Source organism: Thermogutta hypogea (genome assembly GCF_055386265.1).
Genome location: NZ_AP042425.1, coordinates 3,537,420 through 3,555,942 on the forward strand (window position 1 = coordinate 3,537,420; position 18,523 = coordinate 3,555,942).

At 65.2% G+C, this 18,523-nt stretch carries 14 protein-coding genes; 5 read left to right on the forward strand and 9 right to left on the reverse strand.

What is annotated here, in order from left to right; genetic code table 11:
* Positions 1-2 precede the first annotated feature (2 nt).
* The gene (locus ACZ5B4_RS12720) at positions 3-1,289 is read right to left on the reverse strand and encodes a Gfo/Idh/MocA family protein (protein ID WP_464911607.1); all 1,287 of its coding nucleotides are present in this window, start codon (positions 1,287-1,289) and stop codon (positions 3-5) included.
* Positions 1,290-1,393: 104 nt separating this feature from the next.
* Positions 1,394-2,869 (reverse strand): sulfatase family protein, encoded by a 1,476-nt coding sequence (locus ACZ5B4_RS12725; RefSeq protein WP_464911608.1) that lies wholly within the window; start codon positions 2,867-2,869, stop codon positions 1,394-1,396.
* A 382-nt stretch (positions 2,870-3,251) separates the two neighbouring features.
* Between ACZ5B4_RS12725 and ACZ5B4_RS12730 the strand changes: the two genes are divergently transcribed.
* Positions 3,252-4,214, forward strand: a complete 963-nt coding sequence (locus tag ACZ5B4_RS12730) for a hypothetical protein (protein WP_464911609.1) — start codon at positions 3,252-3,254, stop codon at positions 4,212-4,214.
* 49 nt (positions 4,215-4,263) lie between these two features.
* On the opposite strand, the gene ACZ5B4_RS12735 is transcribed toward ACZ5B4_RS12730, so the two are convergent.
* The 5 genes from ACZ5B4_RS12735 to ACZ5B4_RS12755 all read right to left on the reverse strand — a co-directional run bounded on the left by ACZ5B4_RS12735 (position 4,264) and on the right by ACZ5B4_RS12755 (position 11,291).
* A complete protein-coding gene (locus ACZ5B4_RS12735; RefSeq protein ID WP_464911610.1) occupies positions 4,264-4,668 on the reverse strand; it encodes a hypothetical protein in 405 nt (134 codons plus the stop codon).
* Between the two features lie 222 nt (positions 4,669-4,890).
* Positions 4,891-5,862: a class I SAM-dependent methyltransferase gene (locus ACZ5B4_RS12740; protein WP_464911611.1), complete on the reverse strand. Its 972-nt coding sequence runs from the start codon at positions 5,860-5,862 to the stop codon at positions 4,891-4,893.
* A complete protein-coding gene (locus tag ACZ5B4_RS12745) occupies positions 5,819-6,247 on the reverse strand; it encodes a hypothetical protein (protein WP_464911612.1) in 429 nt (142 codons plus the stop codon). The genes ACZ5B4_RS12740 and ACZ5B4_RS12745 overlap by 44 nt, the downstream gene beginning before the upstream one ends.
* Before the next feature lie 240 nt (positions 6,248-6,487).
* Positions 6,488-9,886, reverse strand: a complete 3,399-nt coding sequence (locus ACZ5B4_RS12750; protein WP_464911613.1) for an efflux RND transporter permease subunit — start codon at positions 9,884-9,886, stop codon at positions 6,488-6,490.
* A gap of 13 nt (positions 9,887-9,899) precedes the next feature.
* On the reverse strand, positions 9,900-11,291 hold the full coding sequence (locus ACZ5B4_RS12755) for an efflux RND transporter periplasmic adaptor subunit (protein WP_464911614.1): 1,392 nt from the start codon (positions 11,289-11,291) through the stop codon (positions 9,900-9,902).
* Between the two features lie 364 nt (positions 11,292-11,655).
* On the opposite strand from ACZ5B4_RS12755, the gene purE reads away from it, so the two are divergent.
* Together purE and mtnA are read left to right on the forward strand one after the other, a co-directional pair.
* Complete coding sequence (purE, locus tag ACZ5B4_RS12760; protein WP_464911615.1) at positions 11,656-12,177, forward strand: 5-(carboxyamino)imidazole ribonucleotide mutase; 522 nt, start codon at positions 11,656-11,658, stop codon at positions 12,175-12,177.
* A gap of 85 nt (positions 12,178-12,262) precedes the next feature.
* Positions 12,263-13,330, forward strand: coding sequence for an S-methyl-5-thioribose-1-phosphate isomerase (gene mtnA, locus ACZ5B4_RS12765; RefSeq protein WP_464911616.1), 1,068 nt, complete (start codon positions 12,263-12,265; stop codon positions 13,328-13,330).
* 38 nt (positions 13,331-13,368) lie between these two features.
* Here mtnA and malQ read toward each other — a convergent pair whose 3' ends face one another.
* Positions 13,369-14,922, reverse strand: a complete 1,554-nt coding sequence (gene malQ, locus ACZ5B4_RS12770) for a 4-alpha-glucanotransferase (protein ID WP_464911617.1) — start codon at positions 14,920-14,922, stop codon at positions 13,369-13,371.
* Positions 14,923-15,257: 335 nt separating this feature from the next.
* Positions 15,258-16,469: a HEAT repeat domain-containing protein gene (locus ACZ5B4_RS12775; RefSeq protein WP_464911618.1), complete on the reverse strand. Its 1,212-nt coding sequence runs from the start codon at positions 16,467-16,469 to the stop codon at positions 15,258-15,260.
* Between the two features lie 339 nt (positions 16,470-16,808).
* Between ACZ5B4_RS12775 and ACZ5B4_RS12780 the strand changes: the two genes are divergently transcribed.
* Together ACZ5B4_RS12780 and ACZ5B4_RS12785 are read left to right on the forward strand one after the other, a co-directional pair.
* Positions 16,809-17,534: a hypothetical protein gene (locus ACZ5B4_RS12780; protein WP_464911619.1), complete on the forward strand. Its 726-nt coding sequence runs from the start codon at positions 16,809-16,811 to the stop codon at positions 17,532-17,534.
* A gap of 76 nt (positions 17,535-17,610) precedes the next feature.
* Positions 17,611-18,468, forward strand: a complete 858-nt coding sequence (locus ACZ5B4_RS12785; RefSeq protein ID WP_464911620.1) for a sugar phosphate isomerase/epimerase family protein — start codon at positions 17,611-17,613, stop codon at positions 18,466-18,468.
* The last annotated feature ends 55 nt before the right edge of the window (positions 18,469-18,523 follow it).

The following is an 18,523-nucleotide window of genomic DNA, read 5'->3' on the forward strand; positions in this document are numbered from 1 at the left end:
GATCACGCTTCCGGCAATTCGTAGCCCGGGCGCCGCGGGCGGAGGACCAGGGCGTTAGCTTCGTCGTCGCCGATGAAGGTCTCTCGGGCGGGATCCCATTGCAGGCGCCGCCCCAGGTAGCGCGCGATGTTGGCCAGATGGGAGATGCTGATCGAGCGGTGGCCGATCTCCACGTCGGCTACCGGCAATGCTCGCGTGCGCATGCACTCCATCCAGTTTTCCATGTGATACTTGGCCTGCCACAGGGCGACTTCGTCCCGCCACTTGTCGATTTCCTCTTGCGGCGGCAAGTCGCGGATCAAGTCCGGCGGATTGCAGGTGAATTTGTTGCGGTTGATTTCGATCCGGCCGTTCTCGCCGGAGAAAACGGCTCCGCCCATCGGTCCGCCCGAAAGCTCCAGGCGCAGCGGCGTACCGTCGTCATACTTCATGTGGACCGGCGCATTCATGTCCTTGGCGGGGCCTTGGGGGCGGATGTCCACCGGTCCCGTGCCGTCTTTACCCAGCGCCCATTGCACTTGGTCCAAGCCGTGGGCGCCCCAGTTCGTCATCTCGCCGCCCGAGTAGTCCCACCATGCCATCCAGCCGTAATGGAGCTGCTTGTTGTACGGCCGGGCGGGAGCTTGGTTGAGCCAGCGGTCCCAGTCCAGGTCCTGGGGCTTTTCCTCCTCGGGTAATTCCTCGGGGAACCGCGGCCCCGTGTAATTGACCCCTTGAACCACGCGGATTTTGCCCAGCTTGCCGGAGCGGATGAACTCGCAGGCAATCCGGTTCACGGCCATGGAGCGCTGTTGGCTTCCGACCTGAAACACGCGTTGGTATTTGCGGACGGCGCGGACCAGGGCCCGGCCTTCACCGATGCACAACGTGAGCGGTTTTTCGGCGTAAATGTCTTTACCCGCCTGACAGGCGTGGATGCACACGTACACCCGTGCGTGGTCCGGCGTGCCCACGATCACCGCGTCGATGTCCTTGCGGTCCAAGAGCTCGCGGTGGTCCTGATAGACGGCCCATTTGCCCTCGCCTTTTTTGGCGTTGGTGTCGTGGGCCCGTGCCAGGAAGCAATCGCACACGGCCAGGATTTGTCCCTGCTCCGGCAATTGATCGATCAGCAGGTTGGATCGCCCGCCGGTTCCGATCACGCCCACGGTGATGCGGTCGTTGGCGCCGGGCCGGGAGCCTTCGCCCAGCACGCTCCGCGGTATCCACATCGGGACGGCCGAGGCCGCGGCACCCGTCGCGGCTAAACGCAGAAACGCACGCCGTGTCGATCGGAACGCCCGGTTCATGGCAATGGCTCCTACGAAGTCCTACGGAAAGGCCGATTCCAAGGAGGATTCCACTAGGGGACCTCTCGTTCGGGGGTAAAAGCGCCGATTCGCGACGCCGCCGATCAGCGGATGGAGGCCTCGGGCAGCTCCGTCTTCACGCCTTCATCCAGCGGCATGCGATCGGGCAACGCGTCGGTCTCTTCCTGCAAGCGCCGCAGCTCGGCTTTCAATTCTTGCAGCACTGCGGCGTAGGCGGGATCGTCGATCCGATTGTAACGCTCCCCGGGATCGTTTTGCAGGTCGTACAACTCCGCGCGGTGACGGTCCGGCGCGCCGTCGCCGTGCGGGTAATGGACGTACTTGTAACGTTCCGTGCGTACGCCGCGGACGTTGGGGGTGTACGGGAACTGCTTTTCGTAGTTGTACTCGTAATACCAGGACTTGCGCCAATCGGCCGCAGACCCCTGCAACAGCGGCTTCCAGGACCGGCCGTGCGTCTTGGGCAGCGGCGGCACGCCGCAGATGTCCAGCACGCTGGGCGCCAAGTCGATGTTGAGCACCATTTCGTCGACCACCGTGCCGGGACGCACCAGCGGCGGAAAGCGAACCAACAGCGGCACACGGATGCTCGGCTCGTGCATCGTGCGCTTGTCCGTCATGCCGTATTCGCCCAACAGCATGCCGTTGTCCGACGTGAAGATCACGAGCGTGTGATCGAGCCGGCCCGTCTCTTTCAACGTTTCCAGCACTCGGCCCAGGCTGTCGTCCACCGAGACGATCGTGGCGAGGTAGCTGCGGACGAAGCGGGCGAAGTCGGCTACGGCTTCCGGCCGCGTGTCGGGAAACTTCTCGCGGAACCCGAACAGCGGACCGTAAATGCCGTGCCAAGTCACCAGGCGTTCCTTGACCCAATCAGGCTTGCCGTCCAGTTGGAAGGCCGAGTCGGGGTAGCGGATGTCCGCGTCGTCGAAGATATGACGATAAGCCTCCTCCGGCGTGAACGGCGTGTGGGGCGCCTTGTGGCCCAGGATTAAGAGGAAGGGGCGATCGTGGGGCCGACGCAGCCATTCCGTCGCCAAGTCGGTGACGCGGTGCGTGTAGTAGCCCTCCAATTTTCGCCGCGTGCCGTTGATGTTGAACTCGTTGTCGTAGTAGTTTCCCTGTCCCTTGTGGCCGGCCCAATAGTCGAAGTCCGGCCGCGGCGCGTCGTCGTCCTCTCCCATGTGCCACTTGCCGATGTAGGCCGTCTCGTAGCCCGCCGCGCGGAGCTGACCTTGGAGGCTGGGGAGATCCCGTGGAAAGTCGGTGAAATTGTCGATCACGCCGTGGCTGTGCGCGTACACGCCGGAGAGCGACGAGGCACGGCTGGGCGAGCACAGCGACGTTGTGACGAAGGCGTTGGCGAACCGCGCGCCCTCGGCCGCCAGACGGTCCATGTTGGGAGTCTTGAGGAAGGGGTGGCCCGCGCAGCTCATGGCGTCCCATCGCTGATCGTCGGTTACCACGTACACCACGTTCGGACGGTCTTCAGCGTTGAGACGGCCGTCGGCCGCCGCCGTCAGCCCGCATAGCCCGCACAGCAATAGCGACCAAGGCATGATGCAGCCTCCTATGATCGTCGTCTCCTCGGGGGAAGATATGCCGGTCCGTGGAGATTGCCCGCCTGCGGCGATGGGGAACGAAGCCGCGGCCGGGCAGGCATCCGGCGACGCCCGCCTCACGGCTGAACTCGCGTCGGCACGGCGGCACGCTCCGTCGAGTTTGGCCCATTCCACCGCCGAGGTCAAGTGTGCGGAAGGACTTTGTCGGCGAGGAACGAAGGGGATAACCGGCGTCCCTCGCGAAGCTCGAGCCGGATTTGACCGGCGGAGGACGACGCCCTCGCAAGCATGGCCGGCCGGTGATATGCTCACGGCGTTCCGCGGTGCCATGCCGCGGGTATCCAGCTTGCGTTGCCTCGATTCAGCGGAGGTTTACCTGATGTTCCACTCGACTTGGCATTCGAATCGTCGTTGCTGGCTGAAGGGTTGCGGCGCCGCGCTGCTCGGCCTTGCCTGGGGCGGGCGGCGGGCGGCTTTCACGGAGGAAGCTGCCGGCTCCGCCCTCGCCTTCCGCGCCGCCGAGGACGGTTTCGCGTTCGAGACGGGAGAGCTGTCCGGCGCGTTGCGGCCCGGCGGGAGGCCGATCGGCCTGTCGCCTCTCCGCCACCGCTCGAGCACCCGCGACTTGGCCCGGCAATACGGCGTGTGCTCGCACTACCGCCTGTTGGATGCCGATGCCCGCTACGGCGTCGCCGCTTGGGACTGGGCCGGTTCGGTCGCCGAGGTCGAGGAGGGCGCCGTTCGCGCACGCTGGACGCGCGACGACGCCCACCCCTTCGATTTGCAAGTGCTGTATCGCTGGAGCAAGCCGGATACGCTGGATATTGTAACCACGGTCACGGCCGCCCAAGACTTGAAACACTTCGAGTCGTTCTTGGCCTCGTACTTCCAAGGATTCGCCGACCCCTACGTGTACGTGTCGGCCTGCCCGGAAACCGGCGGTCGCGAGGGCTTCTTGCTCGCCGAGGAGCGGTACGGCGTGTGGCAGATGTTTCCGCGCGACGAAGAGGCCGCCGCGATGATCCAAGACGGCCGGTGGCTCCACGAACCGCACCCCGTGCAGTGGCAAATCATGCCGCGCTACGCCTTTCCCCTCGCCATGCGGAGGGATGCGGAATCCGGGTTGGTGGCGGTGTTGATGGCTCCCCAACGGGATTGTTTCGCGGTCGCCACGCCCTATCGCGGAGAAGGGCACCGCTCCCTCTATCTTTCGCTATTCGGAGAGGACGTGAAGGCGGGGCAAACGGCCGCGGCGCGCGCCAGGCTCGTGATGGCCGCATCGCTCAGCGACGCTCAAGCCGCGGCACGGTACCAGGATTATTTGGCCGAGATCGGCGCGTGAACCGAGAAGAAGCGATACCCCGTCCGCCTCCGCATGCCGGCAGGAATGATTACAGCAGGCCCTGGAATCGCACCCAGTGGATCAGCACCCAACCGATGATGCCGGCGACCATGACGGCCAGGGTGAATCTCCGCCAATCGGTGGGGGTCATCGGCCCGCCGTCCGCTCGGCGCCCGTTGAATTTCGTCATATCCACATAGCGTGCCGCGGGAATGCCCAGGATGGCGGCCCAATAGACGACATCCACGAAGGAGAAGCCGCCGTGATGGTTGACCACGGAAACGCCGCACAATACCGCGATCAGGAAGCCGCCGATCATCCAGTACAAGCGTAGCAGGCAACCGCTCATCGGCTCATGGGTCGGCGACTCCGGCGAAGGTTGCGGCGCTTGCGAAGGAGTCGGCGGCGCGGCGGTGGGGGAGACTTTGGATTTACTCGTCCGTTGGTCGGCCATGATCGGTCTCGGGGCTTCGCGCGGCGGCGGAAACACCGAATGGCGGCCCGACCATTCTCCAACCTGCGGCTCGAACTTCCCGGCCCGAAGACCGCACCCTTGCACGTGCGGGACGATCCTGGCGATCGCTCGCACGGAGGCTATTATAAACCGATGCGTTCGGATCGAGCAATCCGTTCCCGATCATCGGAGGCGGATATTCGAAGTCTACGGCGTTTCGCCTCAGGGATCGGGGGACGGCTGCGACAGTCGCTTTTCCAAGCGATCGGACCACCAGGCGACCAGCGTTCCGCAGGGCAAGGCTCGGCCCGTCGCCGCGGGAATCTCCAAGGTCTTCACGCGGACGCGGCCGGTCTGCCAGAGCGTGGGGCGGAGATCGTGCAGCAGCCCGGTCAGCCGCCGCGGTCCGAAGCCCGGCGTATGACTCGTGAAGAGCAGAAAGCCCTCGTCGTCCAGCAGGTCCAGGCAGCTTTGCAGTAGGGAGGAGATATGCCGGGCGAACTGAAAGGATTCGCCCCGCGGTCCGTGGCCGTACGAAGGCGGATCGAGCAGGATGCCGAAGTATGCGTTGCCGCGCCGTAATTCGCGGCGGACGAACTTCCAGGCGTCCTCCACGATCCAGTGGACGGGGGCATGGCGGAGGCCGGACAGCTCGGCGTTGCGGGCGGCCCAGGCGACCATGTTTCGAGCGGCATCGACGTGGAAGACCTCGGCTCCGGCTTGGGCGGCGGCCAGCGTCGCCCCGCCGGTGTAGGCGAACAGGTTCAAGATGCGTTTCCCCTCGGCGGACCGCAGCAACCAACGGGCGACGGCCCAATCCACGGCGTGCTCGGGAAACAGGCCCACCTGGCCCGACGGGTTCAACTTCAACTCGAATCGCAAATCCCGCCAGGCGACGGTCCACGCGTCGGGGAGACTTTCTCGGCAATGCCAAACGCCTTGTCCGCCCCGTGATCCCTGATAGCGGGCATGCGCCCGATCCCAACGCGCGGGATCCGCCTGGGGCAGCACGGCACCGGCGGCCGGGCGATCCACGATCCACGGCCCGAATCGCTCCAGCCGACGCCCGGCGCCGAAATCCAGCAGCTCGTAGTCGGGCCAATCGGTCAGGGCGCCGCACGCCGGCACATTCCAGCCCTCGTCGGGACCGTCAATCGGCGACGACCTTGTAGACGACGTCGTGTTCTCGGGCATGGTCCCGGACTTCAATTCCCACCGATTGTCCCGGTCCGGCGGTTTGCACCGATTGGTGCTCGACCTGGATCGAGGTGACGGGCTGGACGAAGTCGGTGGTGTGGCCCTTGATATGAATGACGTCCCCCACCGACAGGCTGCCGTCCGTCAATTCCACTGCCGCCACGTGCAAGTGGCTGAAGTAGTGCGACACCTTTCCCACGGGAATCTCGGCCATCGGAAAGCCTCCTTCGGCTCGGCTACCGTGCGGCAACGTGTGGCCCGAACGCAGGTCCAGCCAACCGCCGCACTCGCATTCCACGCAACGTCCGAACTGGAACAGCGTGATGTCGTACGCGGCACCACACCGGGGACAGATGACGGCCATGGGAAAACGCTCGCTCATGATTAGTATGCTGGAGAGGCGCCGGCCGTGCAAGCAAAAGGCTCGTCGCCGAGGCCGGCGGCACGGCGGAATGCGATCGCACGACACGAGCCGCGGGCGTAAACCTGCGGCGGCGGCGCGGATGCGTTTTTCGATCGTGCGGTCCGTCCGATGTCTTCACCTCGGGCTGACGCCGGAGGCTCGCGCATGCGCGTTGTGCCATGCGGCAACCCGAGTCGGCGGCGTCCCTGTCGCGTCCCCTCAAACGATCACCGGCTCTTGGGCATCTTCCGCGGCGGGTTGAGGCCGGGCCGTCGGGCCGGATTCCTCGTCCGGCCGGCCCTTCTTGCGCGAAAACCACCCGCCCACCACTTGCTTCGCGTCCATGGTCAGGCTGAACAAGAGCGGCACCAGCACCAAGGTGAAGAGGGTCGAACAGGTCAACCCGCCGACCACCACCGCGCCCAGGCCGCGGTACAGTTCACTTCCCGGGCCGGGTGACAGGACCAGCGGCAACATGCCGAAGACGCTGGTGGCGGTGGTCATGAAGATGGGCCGGATGCGAGTTTGCACCGACTGGCGGATCGCCTCCCGCGGCGGCAACGGTTCGAAGGATCGCTCCTCCCCCTCCCCGATGCCGCGCATGAAGTTGAGGGCTTGATGCACGAGTAGGATGGCGTTATTCACGACCACGCCGATCAGAATGATAAAGCCGAGCATGGTCAACGTGTCGAGCTGTTGGCTAGGCTCCAGGTAGCGGACCAGGCGCAGTCCGATGAAACCGCCCAACGTGGCCAGCGGCACGCTGAACATGATGACGAAAGGATAGAGGAAGCTCTCGAACAGGGCCGCCATCAGCAGGTAGCTGATCAACAGGGCCAGAAAAAAGCGGCTGAATCCCACGCTCATCAGCGATTCGTAATTCCAGCCGGTCCAGCGTCCCAGCAACGCGGTGCGTACCTGCGTCAGCTTATCGGCGTTGCCGGACATGGTCACCTGCACGTCGCCGGCCATGCCGCCCTCGCGGCGGCACTCCTCGACCAGCTCTTGAATGCGGTTCTGGGCCTGCTCCAGCGCGACTTCGGGCGGGGGATTGACGGTGAAGGCGACGGCCCGCCGCTGCTCCGCCCGCCGGATCGACTGCGAAGCGTCGGCGCGGACGAAGCGGACCACCTCGCCCAAGGGAAGCACGATGCGGTTGCCGTCTTGCTCACGGACGGACAGCGGCAGGTCGGCGAGTTCGTCGGGCGAAAGCGGGAGCCGCGGGTCGCGGATCAGAATCAGGTCGATGTTGTCGCCTTCGTAGTTGAAGTCTCCGGCCACGATGCCGTCGATCATCGCGCGTGCGGCGGCGGCGAGCGCGTTGACGTTCAATCCCAGCTCCTTGGCGCGGACCTGATCGACGATCACCTGCAATTCCGGTCCGGCCTCGGCGAAGGTCAGGGGATCGCTGCGCACGGCGAAGGGCGTGAATTCGTGCCACAACTTGGTTTGCAGGTAGGCCGCCCCGGCCTTCAGCGTCTCCAGGTCGTTGCCCACCACCTCGACCGTGACGGAATTGGAGTTGCCCGCATTGCGGCCGAAAATCGAGCGCTGCGAGGCGTATCCCCGCACGCCGGGAATGCCGTTGATGGCCCGGCCCAGGATGGCGCGCACCGGCCGCACGTTCTCCGGGTCGGCGCTGGTGGCGATCATGAAGACTCGGCCCCGCGAAACGACGAAGAAGAACTCCTTGAGCGGGGCCACGTGGGTGATGGGTTTGCCGGTCTGGGGATCCGTCAGGGGGGCCGCGGCCGAGGCTTCGGCGGCGTCATTGGCTTCCCAATACGGTCGCACGGCGGCTTCCAGCCGTTCTCCCACCAGCGTGTTCTGATCAATGGAGTAGCCCGGCGGCGTGAAGACCTGGCCGAACGTGAAGTTCTTGTTGCCGTCCGGCAAGTAGCTGGCGGGCAGGATCAGCAAGTAGCTCAGGCCGACCGCCGTGCAGGTCATCAGGACCACGATCATGGTCCGCAACCAGACGCCGGAGGGAGTGCGGATCGTCGCCAAGTAGATTCCGTGCGCGAAGGCGCGGCTCAACCAGGCCGACCATGGCGCCAGGCCGAAGAGCGACCTCGCCGCCCGGCGCACCGGCCCGGCCGCTGCTTCGCGGTGTACCAAGAACCGCGCGCCGGCGGTGGGAATCACGCTGATCGAGACCAGCAGCGATAACAGCACGGCGGCGGAAATGGCCAGCGCGATATCGTAAAAGAGCTGGCCGCTCTCCTCCCGGATCGTCAGCACGGGGGCGAAGACGGCCACCGTGGTCAAGGTGGAGGATAGGATGGCGCCCCAGACTTCGCGTGCGGCTTGATAGGCGGCCGTCGCGGGACGCTCGCCCATGGCCAGGTGCCGGTCGATGTTTTCCAGCACCACGATGGCGTTATCGACCACCATCCCCACGGCGAAGCTCAAGCCCGCCAGCGAGATCACGTTGATGTTCCGCCCGGTCAAGGCCATCACGACGAACGTCCCGATGACGGAGATGGGGATGGCCAGCACGATGATCGCCGTCGCCCGCGGACTGCGGAGAAACAGCAACAGCACCAGGGCCGCCAAACCGCCGCCGAGCCAGAGATTGCTTTGCACCAAACCCAGCGCGCGAGAGATGTAGTAGGTGTCGTCGAACACCAATCGGATGCGGATGCGGTAGCGATCGTTGTGGAACGCCCGCATCACGCCGCCCGGGCCGTTCATCTCGTCGATCAGGCGGCGGACCTGCTTCATGATTTCGACGACGTTGCTGCCCACCTCTCTTTTGATGAACAAGGACATCGAGGTCTTGCCCTTGCTCTGGTTGAAATAGACCCGCTTCTCCAATTCCAAGCGGACGTCCGCGACGTCGGCAACGCGAATCGGCACGCCTTGTTCGTCGTACTTGATGATGGTTTGCGCCAGCGGCTCCAAGGAATCGAACTGCCCGATCACCCGGACGCGGACCTCCTGCCTGCCGGCGGCGATGTCGCCGGCCGATTCGTTGAGGTTGTCGGAGCGTAGGGCGGCCCGAAACTCCTCCACGGTGATACCGCGCTGGGCCAGCGCGTGGGGATCGAAACGCACTTGAACTTGATGGCGTCGTCCGCCGTAGATGGTGACCTCGGCCACGCCCGGAATCCGCTCGATCGCCGGCTTGACGAAGCGGTCGGCGTAGTCGTAGAAGCGGGCCATCTCGAAGGTCGGGTCCTCGGCCTGGATCAGGCAATAGGCGATGGCGTCTTCGCTCGCCGAATCAGCGGCCCGAATTACCGGACGTTCCACATCCTCCGGATAGGACGGCACTTCGTCAAGCCGCGCGGCCGTCTCTTGCAGTGCGCGGCCCATGTCGAAGCCGACTTGAAACTCCAGCGTGATGAACCCTCGACCCAACTCCGCCGACGAGTACATCTTGTACAGGCCGGGCAGCGTCTTCAGCTTTTCCTCCTGCTCGATGAGGATGGTCTTTTCGATCTCTTCGGGGCTTCGGCCGGGCCAGGCCGTACTGACCGAGACCACCGGCCGATCGACGTCGGGAACGAGCTGCACCGGCACCGCACGGACCGCCAGCAGCCCGAAGAGGATGATCAAAATCACCCCCACCGCCACTTTGACCGGATTTTGGATGGAAAATCGAATGAAGTCCAAGTCGCAGCACTCCCTAGCGGGGAGAACCAGCGAGAGATGGACGCTCCCGCATCGGTACAACGTCGGCTGCGCGGTCCGCGCCGTCGCCCGGGGGCTTTTCCGACGGGAGGGAGACGATCCGCACCCGCTGCGATCGGCCCGACAACCGCTCGGCCCCTTCGATCACGACCGCGGCGCCCGCCGTCAGCAAACGCCGGCCGTCTTCCGTCTCCGGCTCCACGGCGAACTCGTCGCGCGTCCGCGCCGTCACGGTGACGGGCACCGGGAAGACGTCGGCCGAATCGTCCTCGCCCTCCGGCACCGCGACCCAAACCAACGATTCGTCGGGGCGGATCAGTACGGCGTCGCGATGAACCACCAGCGATTCCCGCTGCGCGGCGACGGGCACCCAGGCCGTTACGCTCATGCCCACTTTCAGTCGGCCGCCGTGATCGTCCAATCGCACCCGGGCGGGAAATGTCCGCGAGGCTCCCGGGCCGTACGGCGTCAGGGAAACCACCGTGCCCTCGAACTCCTCGTTGAGGGGATCGACGTGAATCCTCAAGGGTTGCCCCACGGCGATCAATTCGACGGCGGATTCGGGGATCATGATTCGGGCGTCGATTTCGCCCCGGGAGATGATCTCCGCCACGGGCGCGCCGGCCGTCACGTAGCCGCCCAATTCGGCGTGCTTCGCCACCACCACGCCGTCGAACGGCGCGATCAGTTTGGCCCGGGTCAAACGCTCCTCTTGCTCGGCCATGACGGCCTCCGTCTCGGCCAAGCGGGCTTTCAGCTCGTCCAAGGCGGCCTGCACCCGCTCCAATTCGCTCTCCGTGGTCGCGTTGACGGCACTGAGATTCTTGACCCGTTCCCATTCCCGTTCTTGGAATTGCAATTGGGCCTCGATGGACGCCTTCTGCGCGGCGCTCTGCCGCAAGGCGAGGCGGGTCCAGACCTCGTCGATTTCGGCCAGCAGCGTTTCTCCGCCGACGACCTCGGTTCCCTCTTCGATCGGCATGTTGATGATCTTGCCGGTCACCTCAGCGGCCGTGACGACCTTGCGAATCTCCGCCAATCGCCCCACGATGGCCCGGGTCGGCTGAAGGGATTTCTTCTCCACCAAGCCGACTCGAATCAGAGCAGGCGGCGACTGGCGATTGCCCGCCGTCCCCGCCTCGCCGGAGGTCTCCAACTGCGCAAGCGCGCGCCGAAGGAACTCCGCGTCGGCGACTTGCCGCTGCCAGAATTGCCAGACCGCGAAGCCGCTCCCGACAATCCCCAGCACTAAGGCCGTCACCACCAGCGATGCCGTGAATACCGTGCGTTTTTCGGCCGACAGGTTCATGGAGCTTACCGAGACGGTATAAACGAGGCAGGAAAAAATGCGTGGGGAAGCGTCGTCGGGTGCGGAGTCTCCACCCATTGTTATCTCCCGGCAAGGCCGAACGCAATTCTGCAACGCGAATAATCCCGAGCGGCCGGGATGCGCGTTCCGGTGACTCGTCGGCACCGGTCGGCGGTGCCGGTCGGCGATGGCTGCGCGACGGGTCTTCGCCCGTGCCGTCCTGCCGCAGGGTTGCCCTAGTCATTAAAATGGGAGACTCGTTGCGGCCGATCGGCGTGGGATAACGGCATCGGCGGATTTCGTCCCGCAGATGATGGCGCTCCGATCAGGCTTCGCGTGGGTCCCCGAGGATGCTCCGCGCGGCGGTGTTGGGTGGAACGTCGGGCGGGACCGGGTGGGGGATGTTTCGGCCCCTTGGGGAAGATCAAAGTCGGAGTACTCCATGAGCCAAGAACCGAAAGTCGCCATTTTGATGGGCAGCGACAGCGATTGGTCCAAGATCAAGCCGGCGGCCGAGGCCCTGGCCGAGTTCGGCGTGCCCTACGAAGTCCGCGTGATGAGCGCCCATCGCACGCCGGAGGTCGTCAGCAAGTATGCGGCGGGGGCTGCGGAGCGGGGTATTCGGGTCATCATCGCGGCTGCGGGGGGAGCGGCCCATCTGGCCGGCGTGGTGGCCGCCCACACGGTGCTGCCGGTGATCGGGCTGCCCGTGCCTACCGGATTGGCCGGCGGGTTGGATTCGCTGCTGTCCATGGCCCAAATGCCGGGCGACATCCCGGTTGCCACCGTGGGCGTGGGCATGGGCGGTCCCCGCAATGCCGGTCTTTTGGCCGTGCAAATACTCGCCCTTTCCGATCCCGATTTGCAGAGGCGGCTCATCGAATTCCGCCGCAAACTGGGCGAAAAGATCGCCGAAAAGGACGAGGCCCTCCGGCGCGCGATCGCGGCCGAGTTGAATTCGTGAGGCGGTTTCCCCCGAATCGCGTTCCGGTTGCCCCCGGCGCGGCGGGCGGTCCGAGATGTTCCCAGCGGGCGAAAGGATCCGGTTGGTGGCTTCACCGAAAGTGTTATCTCTGGAATGGGTCGGCGGAGAGGACGGTTGGTTGCGCGTCTTGGATCAGACGCTGCTGCCCTGCGAGGTCCGCTACCTGGAATGCCGTGACGCTGCGGTGGTCTGGGAGGCGATCCGGCAATTGCGGGTCCGCGGCGCGCCCGCCATCGGCATCGCCGCGGCCTACGGACTGTACTTGGGCGTGCGCGAGTCCGCATTGGGCGATGATCGGGCCGCCTTCTTGCGGGAGTTGGATCGCACGGCCGACTACTTGGCCGGCGCCCGTCCCACCGCCGTCAATCTATTTTGGGCGCTGGACCGGATGCAACGCCGCGCCCACGCCTCGGCCGCGTCGGGGGCGTCGCCGCGCGACATCGGCCGCACGCTCTTGGCCGAGGCCCGCGCCATCCACGAGGAGGACCGCCGTCTGTGCCGCGCCATCGGCCGTCATGGGGCTTCCCTCTTGAAGGACGGCGACGGCGTCTTGACGCACTGCAATGCGGGGGGCTTGGCCACGTCCGAGTACGGCACCGCTTTGGCGGCGATCTACGCGGCCGTGGAATCCGGCAAACGCATCCACGTGTACGCCGACGAGACCCGCCCGCTGTTGCAGGGCGCCCGACTGACCGCCTGGGAATTGCAGGCCAACGGCGTTCCGGTAACGCTGCTATGCGATAACATGGCGGCCCAGGTCCTCCGCGAGGGCCGCGTGCAGGCGGTCATCGTGGGCGCGGACCGCATCGCGGCCAACGGGGACACGGCCAACAAGATCGGCACGTACGGCGTGGCCGTCTTGGCGGCGCACCACGGCGTGCCGTTCTACGTCGCGGCGCCTCGCACGACCTTCGACTTGACGCTCGCCGACGGCAGCGGGATTCCCATCGAACAACGGGACCCCACCGAGGTGACGCACGGTTTCGGCCGGCAAACGGCGCCGGACGGCATCGAGGTCTATAACCCGGCTTTCGACGTGACGCCCGCCGCCCTGATTCGCGGCATCATCTTCGAGGGCGGCATCATCTCGCCGGTGAATACGGAAACCGTCGGCCGAGCGCTGGGAGGCTAGGCCGGGCACCCCGTCCGCGGCGGCCGAGCCGCACCGCTTCACACCATCACCGCCTCCGCCGACACGCGACGCAATCGCTCGGCCAAGGCGTCCGTCAGTTGGGCATCGTCGAAACGCCAGCGCCAATTGTTGTGGGGGGTGCCGGGAGTATTCATGCGGGCGTCCGAATCCAGCCCCAACACGTCCTGCAACGGCACCACGGCGATTTCGGAGCGGGACCGGAACGCCAGCTCGATCATGCTCCAGTGGATGGTTTCCGGCGACGGTCGGCAGTAACGCGACAGCCGCTCCACGAGGTCTCGGCGCGGCATGACCTCGCGGAGAAACCAGCCTCGGCTCGTGTCGTTGTCGTGCGTCCCGCTGTACATCACGGTGTCGGGATCGACGCGGTCGGGCAAGAAGGCGTCCACCTGGGAAGTGCCGAAGGCGAATTGCAGGACTGCCATGCCCGGCAATCCGAATTGCTTGCGGAGCGCGATCACCGGCGGCGTGATGTGTCCCAGATCTTCCGCCACGATGGGCAGGCTCTTGCGGCCGTCGGCACGGAGGTTCCACGGCCCGCTCCAGGTGTCCAACAACCGCCGGAATAGTTCCTCGCCCGGACCGGGAACCCATCGTCCGTGCTCGGCCGTCGTATGCCAGGCGGGGACCGACCAAAAGGCTTCCAGGCCGCGGAAGTGATCGATCCGGGCCAGATCGACCAGTTCGAACACCGCCCGCAAGCGGTCGATCCACCATCGGTAGCCGTCTTGCCGCAAGGCGTCCCAGCGGTAGACCGGATTGCCCCACAGTTGGCCGGTGGCGTTGAAGTAGTCGGGCGGGACTCCGGCGACCTCCAGCGGCGAGCCTGTTTCATCGAGCAGGAAATACTGGGGATGCGCCCACACGTCGGCGCTGTCGTAGGCCACGTAGATGGGGATGTCACCGAAGATGGAGACGCCTCGGCCGCGGGCGTAGCGGTGCAGTTCGTCCCATTGCCGGAAAAAGAGATATTGCCGAAACCCGTGCTTTTCGAACGCCGGGCGAATTTCGGGCGGAAGCCGGACCAAACAGGCGTCGTACGACACGATTTCGGCGTCGCCCGGCCGCGCGTATTTGCGATCCCAGCGATTCCAAGGCAGGCCCTCGTGCAGCTCGCTCAGGGCGCAATACCAGGCATAGGAGTACAGCCAGCGGGCCTGGGAGCTGCAAAAGGCGACGAACTCCTCACGCAGACCCGGATCGCGCCGCTGCGTGAAGACCGAGAACGCGCGATCCAAGAGCGCCGTCTTGCGGCGCCGCGCGGCGGGAAAGTCGACGGGGCTGCCCGCGGGAAAGTCGGGCGGGCACAGCTCTTCCACGTCGCCCCGCGTCAGCAATCCCCACTCCACCAAAAGGTCGGGCGAAATCAGCAACTCGTTCCCCGCGAACGCCGAGGCCGATTTGTACGGCGAGCCGTTCTCGTCGACCGGTCCCAACGGCAGGATTTGCCAATACTCTTGCCCGGCCTCGACCAGCCAATCCACGAACCGATAGGCGGATCGGCCCAGGTCGCCGATCCCGTACGGGGACGGCAGCGATGTGGGATGCAACAGCACGCCGCAACTTCGCATAACGCAAACGACCTTCTAACGAAACGTTGAGACGCCTGGGAGCCGTCGCGGCGCAGCACACCGCGCCGGCGGATTCGATCGCGAAGCCGCACCCCCGCAGAATGCTATATTCTACGCCGGTCGAGGGAATGGTGCAGGGGTGGTTGACCGCTTGGAGCGCTTTCAACACATGCTTGCTCCAACGGCTCGGAGTCGCGCTCAAAAAAGGCGGTAGCTCGAGCAAGTCTTCCACGCGAGCTGCCGTCGTGCGCCAAGGCCGGCCCGAGCTTCCCACGTCCGCCGGAGAGGGATGGACCCCGGGTGGATGCACGGCCGACCGATCTCACGGCGGGAGGTCACTGCGAGCGAGTGCTTTCCAAGGCGGCGCGGTGGCGCTCCTGGGCGTACCACCGCTTCCACACCTCCGGCTCGTAGCCGAAGTTCTGCCCACTCAATTCCGCCAAGGCCTCCAAGACATCGCGATTGGGAATTTGTCGCCGAATGACGCGGGGTTGGTTGCCCCCGGACGACAAGCCCGTCGCGGATCGGCCGTCCGAACTGCGGCTGAACGAGGCCCCGATGGAGCCGCTTTGAGCGGGGGGCAGCACGATGCGATGCGTGGTGACCAAGGCGTCGATGAGGGCCGGGATGGCGGTCTTGTCGCCCATCGCCTTGAGAGCCGCCGCCGCCCGATTCACGATCACGTTGTTGTTATCCCGCAAGCGACCGATGAAGTACGGCACGCTTTCGGAGAATTTCGAATCGGCCAGAGACTTGAGGCAGGCGAGACGGATTTCCTCCACCGGGTCCTCGACGGCCAACACCGCCAATGCCCGCTTCGCTTCGGGGCTGTCGATGCGGGTAAGGATTTGCACCAAGAGCAGGCGAACGGGATCGCGCCGCTCTTCACTGAGCACCTTGAGCAGCGGTTTGACGGCCGCCGGTTCGCGGATGTTTTGCAGTTGCTCGGCCGCCCCGGGTTCCACGTCCAGCCGCGTTACCAGCCGGCGAATCCGCTGGATCCAATCCCGCTCGGAGGCCTGTCGCTGCTCCTTCTCCTCCAAGATTTGCACTTCTTGCGGCAGCATCCAACGGCCCTTATACAGCACGTAGCCCTGCTCCCGCATTACCTCGTCTCGCGTCTTCCACTCGCCGTTGACCTTGGTGTAACCCAAGATCGCGCGGACCCGAACGTTGTCGGGATCCAACTCCAGGAGGCGGCGGAGATGCGTTTCCCGCTGCTGGGGCAGGTTGTGCTCCCGGCACCACTCCGCCAGCTCCCATTGGCCCTCCACGGTGTCGGGATATTGGGTACGAATCTTGTCGTATTCCAACTCGGCGGGCTTTTGCCGGATGTGTTCCTCGATCTCGGACCGGGGCACGGCTACGATCACGCCGGGAAGAGTCTTGAGGGTCACCGTGTCGGGTCCTGCCTGAGGGTCGGCCAACGGTTCGCCGACGATGCGGCCGCCGCTCTTCAGTACGACGATATCGCCCCACGCAGTCCCACCCGCGACGGCGGCAAAAGCCGACGCAAGGGCCAGCAGTGTCAACGTAAGACGGCGCACGGGCAATACTCCTGACTGGCACGCCCTCCGAGGCGTTGCGGATTTTCGCGGGCACTCTCGCTCGCCGGTTATTCCCTAATGTTAGTATATCCCCAAGACTAGGGAAAAAAACGAAATCATCCGCCTTGAGCCGATGCCCGAGCCATGCCACGGCGATGGCAAACACGCATGCAAACGCTCGTCGACGCACGCACCCGAGCGACCGGCTTCAGCCGCGCATCGCCGAGCCGCCGGCGTGAGCCACCCCATCTGGAGCCACCGGCGTAAGCCGGTGGTGAATCGCGTGAGCCGGTGGTGAAGGATGGAGTGCCGGCCGGAGATTTCGGGTATGATTGCCGTATGAACTATTTCGCCCATGCTTACCAGTACTTGCACGACCCGTATTTCACCGCAGGGACCGCCGTGCCGGACTGGTTGTCGGTGGTCAACCGCCGCGCGCGGATGCGGCCGCGGATCGTGGCTCCCCACATGGAGCACGGCGACGGCGTCACCCGCCGCGTGGCCGCCGGCATCCTTCAACATTTGACGGACGACCGGCTTTTTCACGGCACGCCGGCCTTTTCGGAAGCCCTAACGCAGGTGCTGGGGGTGATTCGGCCGACCATGATCGACGGCCGCATCCCGCCCGTCTTCCTCTCGCATCTCTTGGTCGAGGTCTTGCTGGATGCCGCTTTGGCGGCCCGCTTTCCCGCGGAAATGGACGCCTATTACCGGGCCTTGGAGGGTGTTTCCGCGGAGACGATCGCGTCGATCGTGTCGCGGATGACCGAGCAGCCGATCCTCGGCTTCGCCCCCTTCGTTCGCCTGTTTTGCCGGGAGCGCATCTTGTTCGACTACCTGGAAGATGACAAACTATGGGTGCGATTGGGTCAGGTGATGCGGCGACTGCACTTGCCGCCCTTACCCGGAGAATTGCGCGACCGTTTGCCGCAGTTGCGGGCCTTGATAGCCGGGCGGCAAGAGGAGCTGTTGGCGCCTTGCCTGCGTGAAGCCGCCACGGCGGCGGAATCGAGCGGGGACCGGGCCGAGCGCGACTCGCCGACCGAGTCGGGATTGGCCGGTTGATCGGCCCGTCCAACGCGTTTCCCGGGAGGAAAGAGTCGGGGTTCCATTTCCGACACGCGATGAGAGGAGCACGATCATGCGATTTGGAATGAACTTGCTGATGTGGACCGATACCCTCAACGACGCCTGTCTCCCCTTGTTGGATGAAGTGAAGGAGATCGGCTTCGATATCGTGGAGCTGCCGGTCTTCGATTTGGACAACGACGCCAACTATCGAAAATGGGCGAAGAGGATGGATGAGTTGGGGCTGGGCCGAACCGCCACCGCCATCCGCGGACCGGAGGAAAACCCCATCAGCGCCGATCCGACCGTTCGCCGCAAAGGAATCGAGGCCAACAAGCGAAACCTGGATTGCTGCGCCCTGCTGGGAGCGGAAATCATGGCCGGACCGTTCCATTCCGCCTTGGGCCTCTTCTCGGGCCGCGGTCCCACGGAGGACGAATGGAAGTGGGGCGTGGACGCCATGCGCGAGGTGGCCGAGCACGCCGAAAAGGTCGGCGTCACGCTGGGTATCGAGTACCTCAATCGCTTCGAGTGCTACTTCCTCAACACGGCGGCGGACGGCGCCCGCTTTTGTCGCGATGTGAATCACCCCCGCTGCAAGATGATGTTCGACACCTTCCATTCGCACATCGAGGAGAAAAGCATCCCGGAGGCGATCCGCGCCCTCAAGGATCATTTGGTCCACGTACACATCTCGGAGAACGATCGCAGCACGCCGGGGAGCGGCAACGTCCGCTGGGACGCCGTCTTCGACACCCTGCACGAGATCGGTTACGACCATACGATGGTCATCGAGGCCTTCGGATTAGCGCTCGACAAGCTGATCCCCGCCACGAAGATTTGGCGACGCATGTACCGGAGCGAACGGCAACTGGCCAGCGACGGGCTGCGTTTCATGAAGGAGAACGTCGCCCGGCGCTGGGGCAAATGAATCACACGCCGTGACCGCGGGACGCGGCCGAGCGCGAGAGCCGACCACCTCGCGG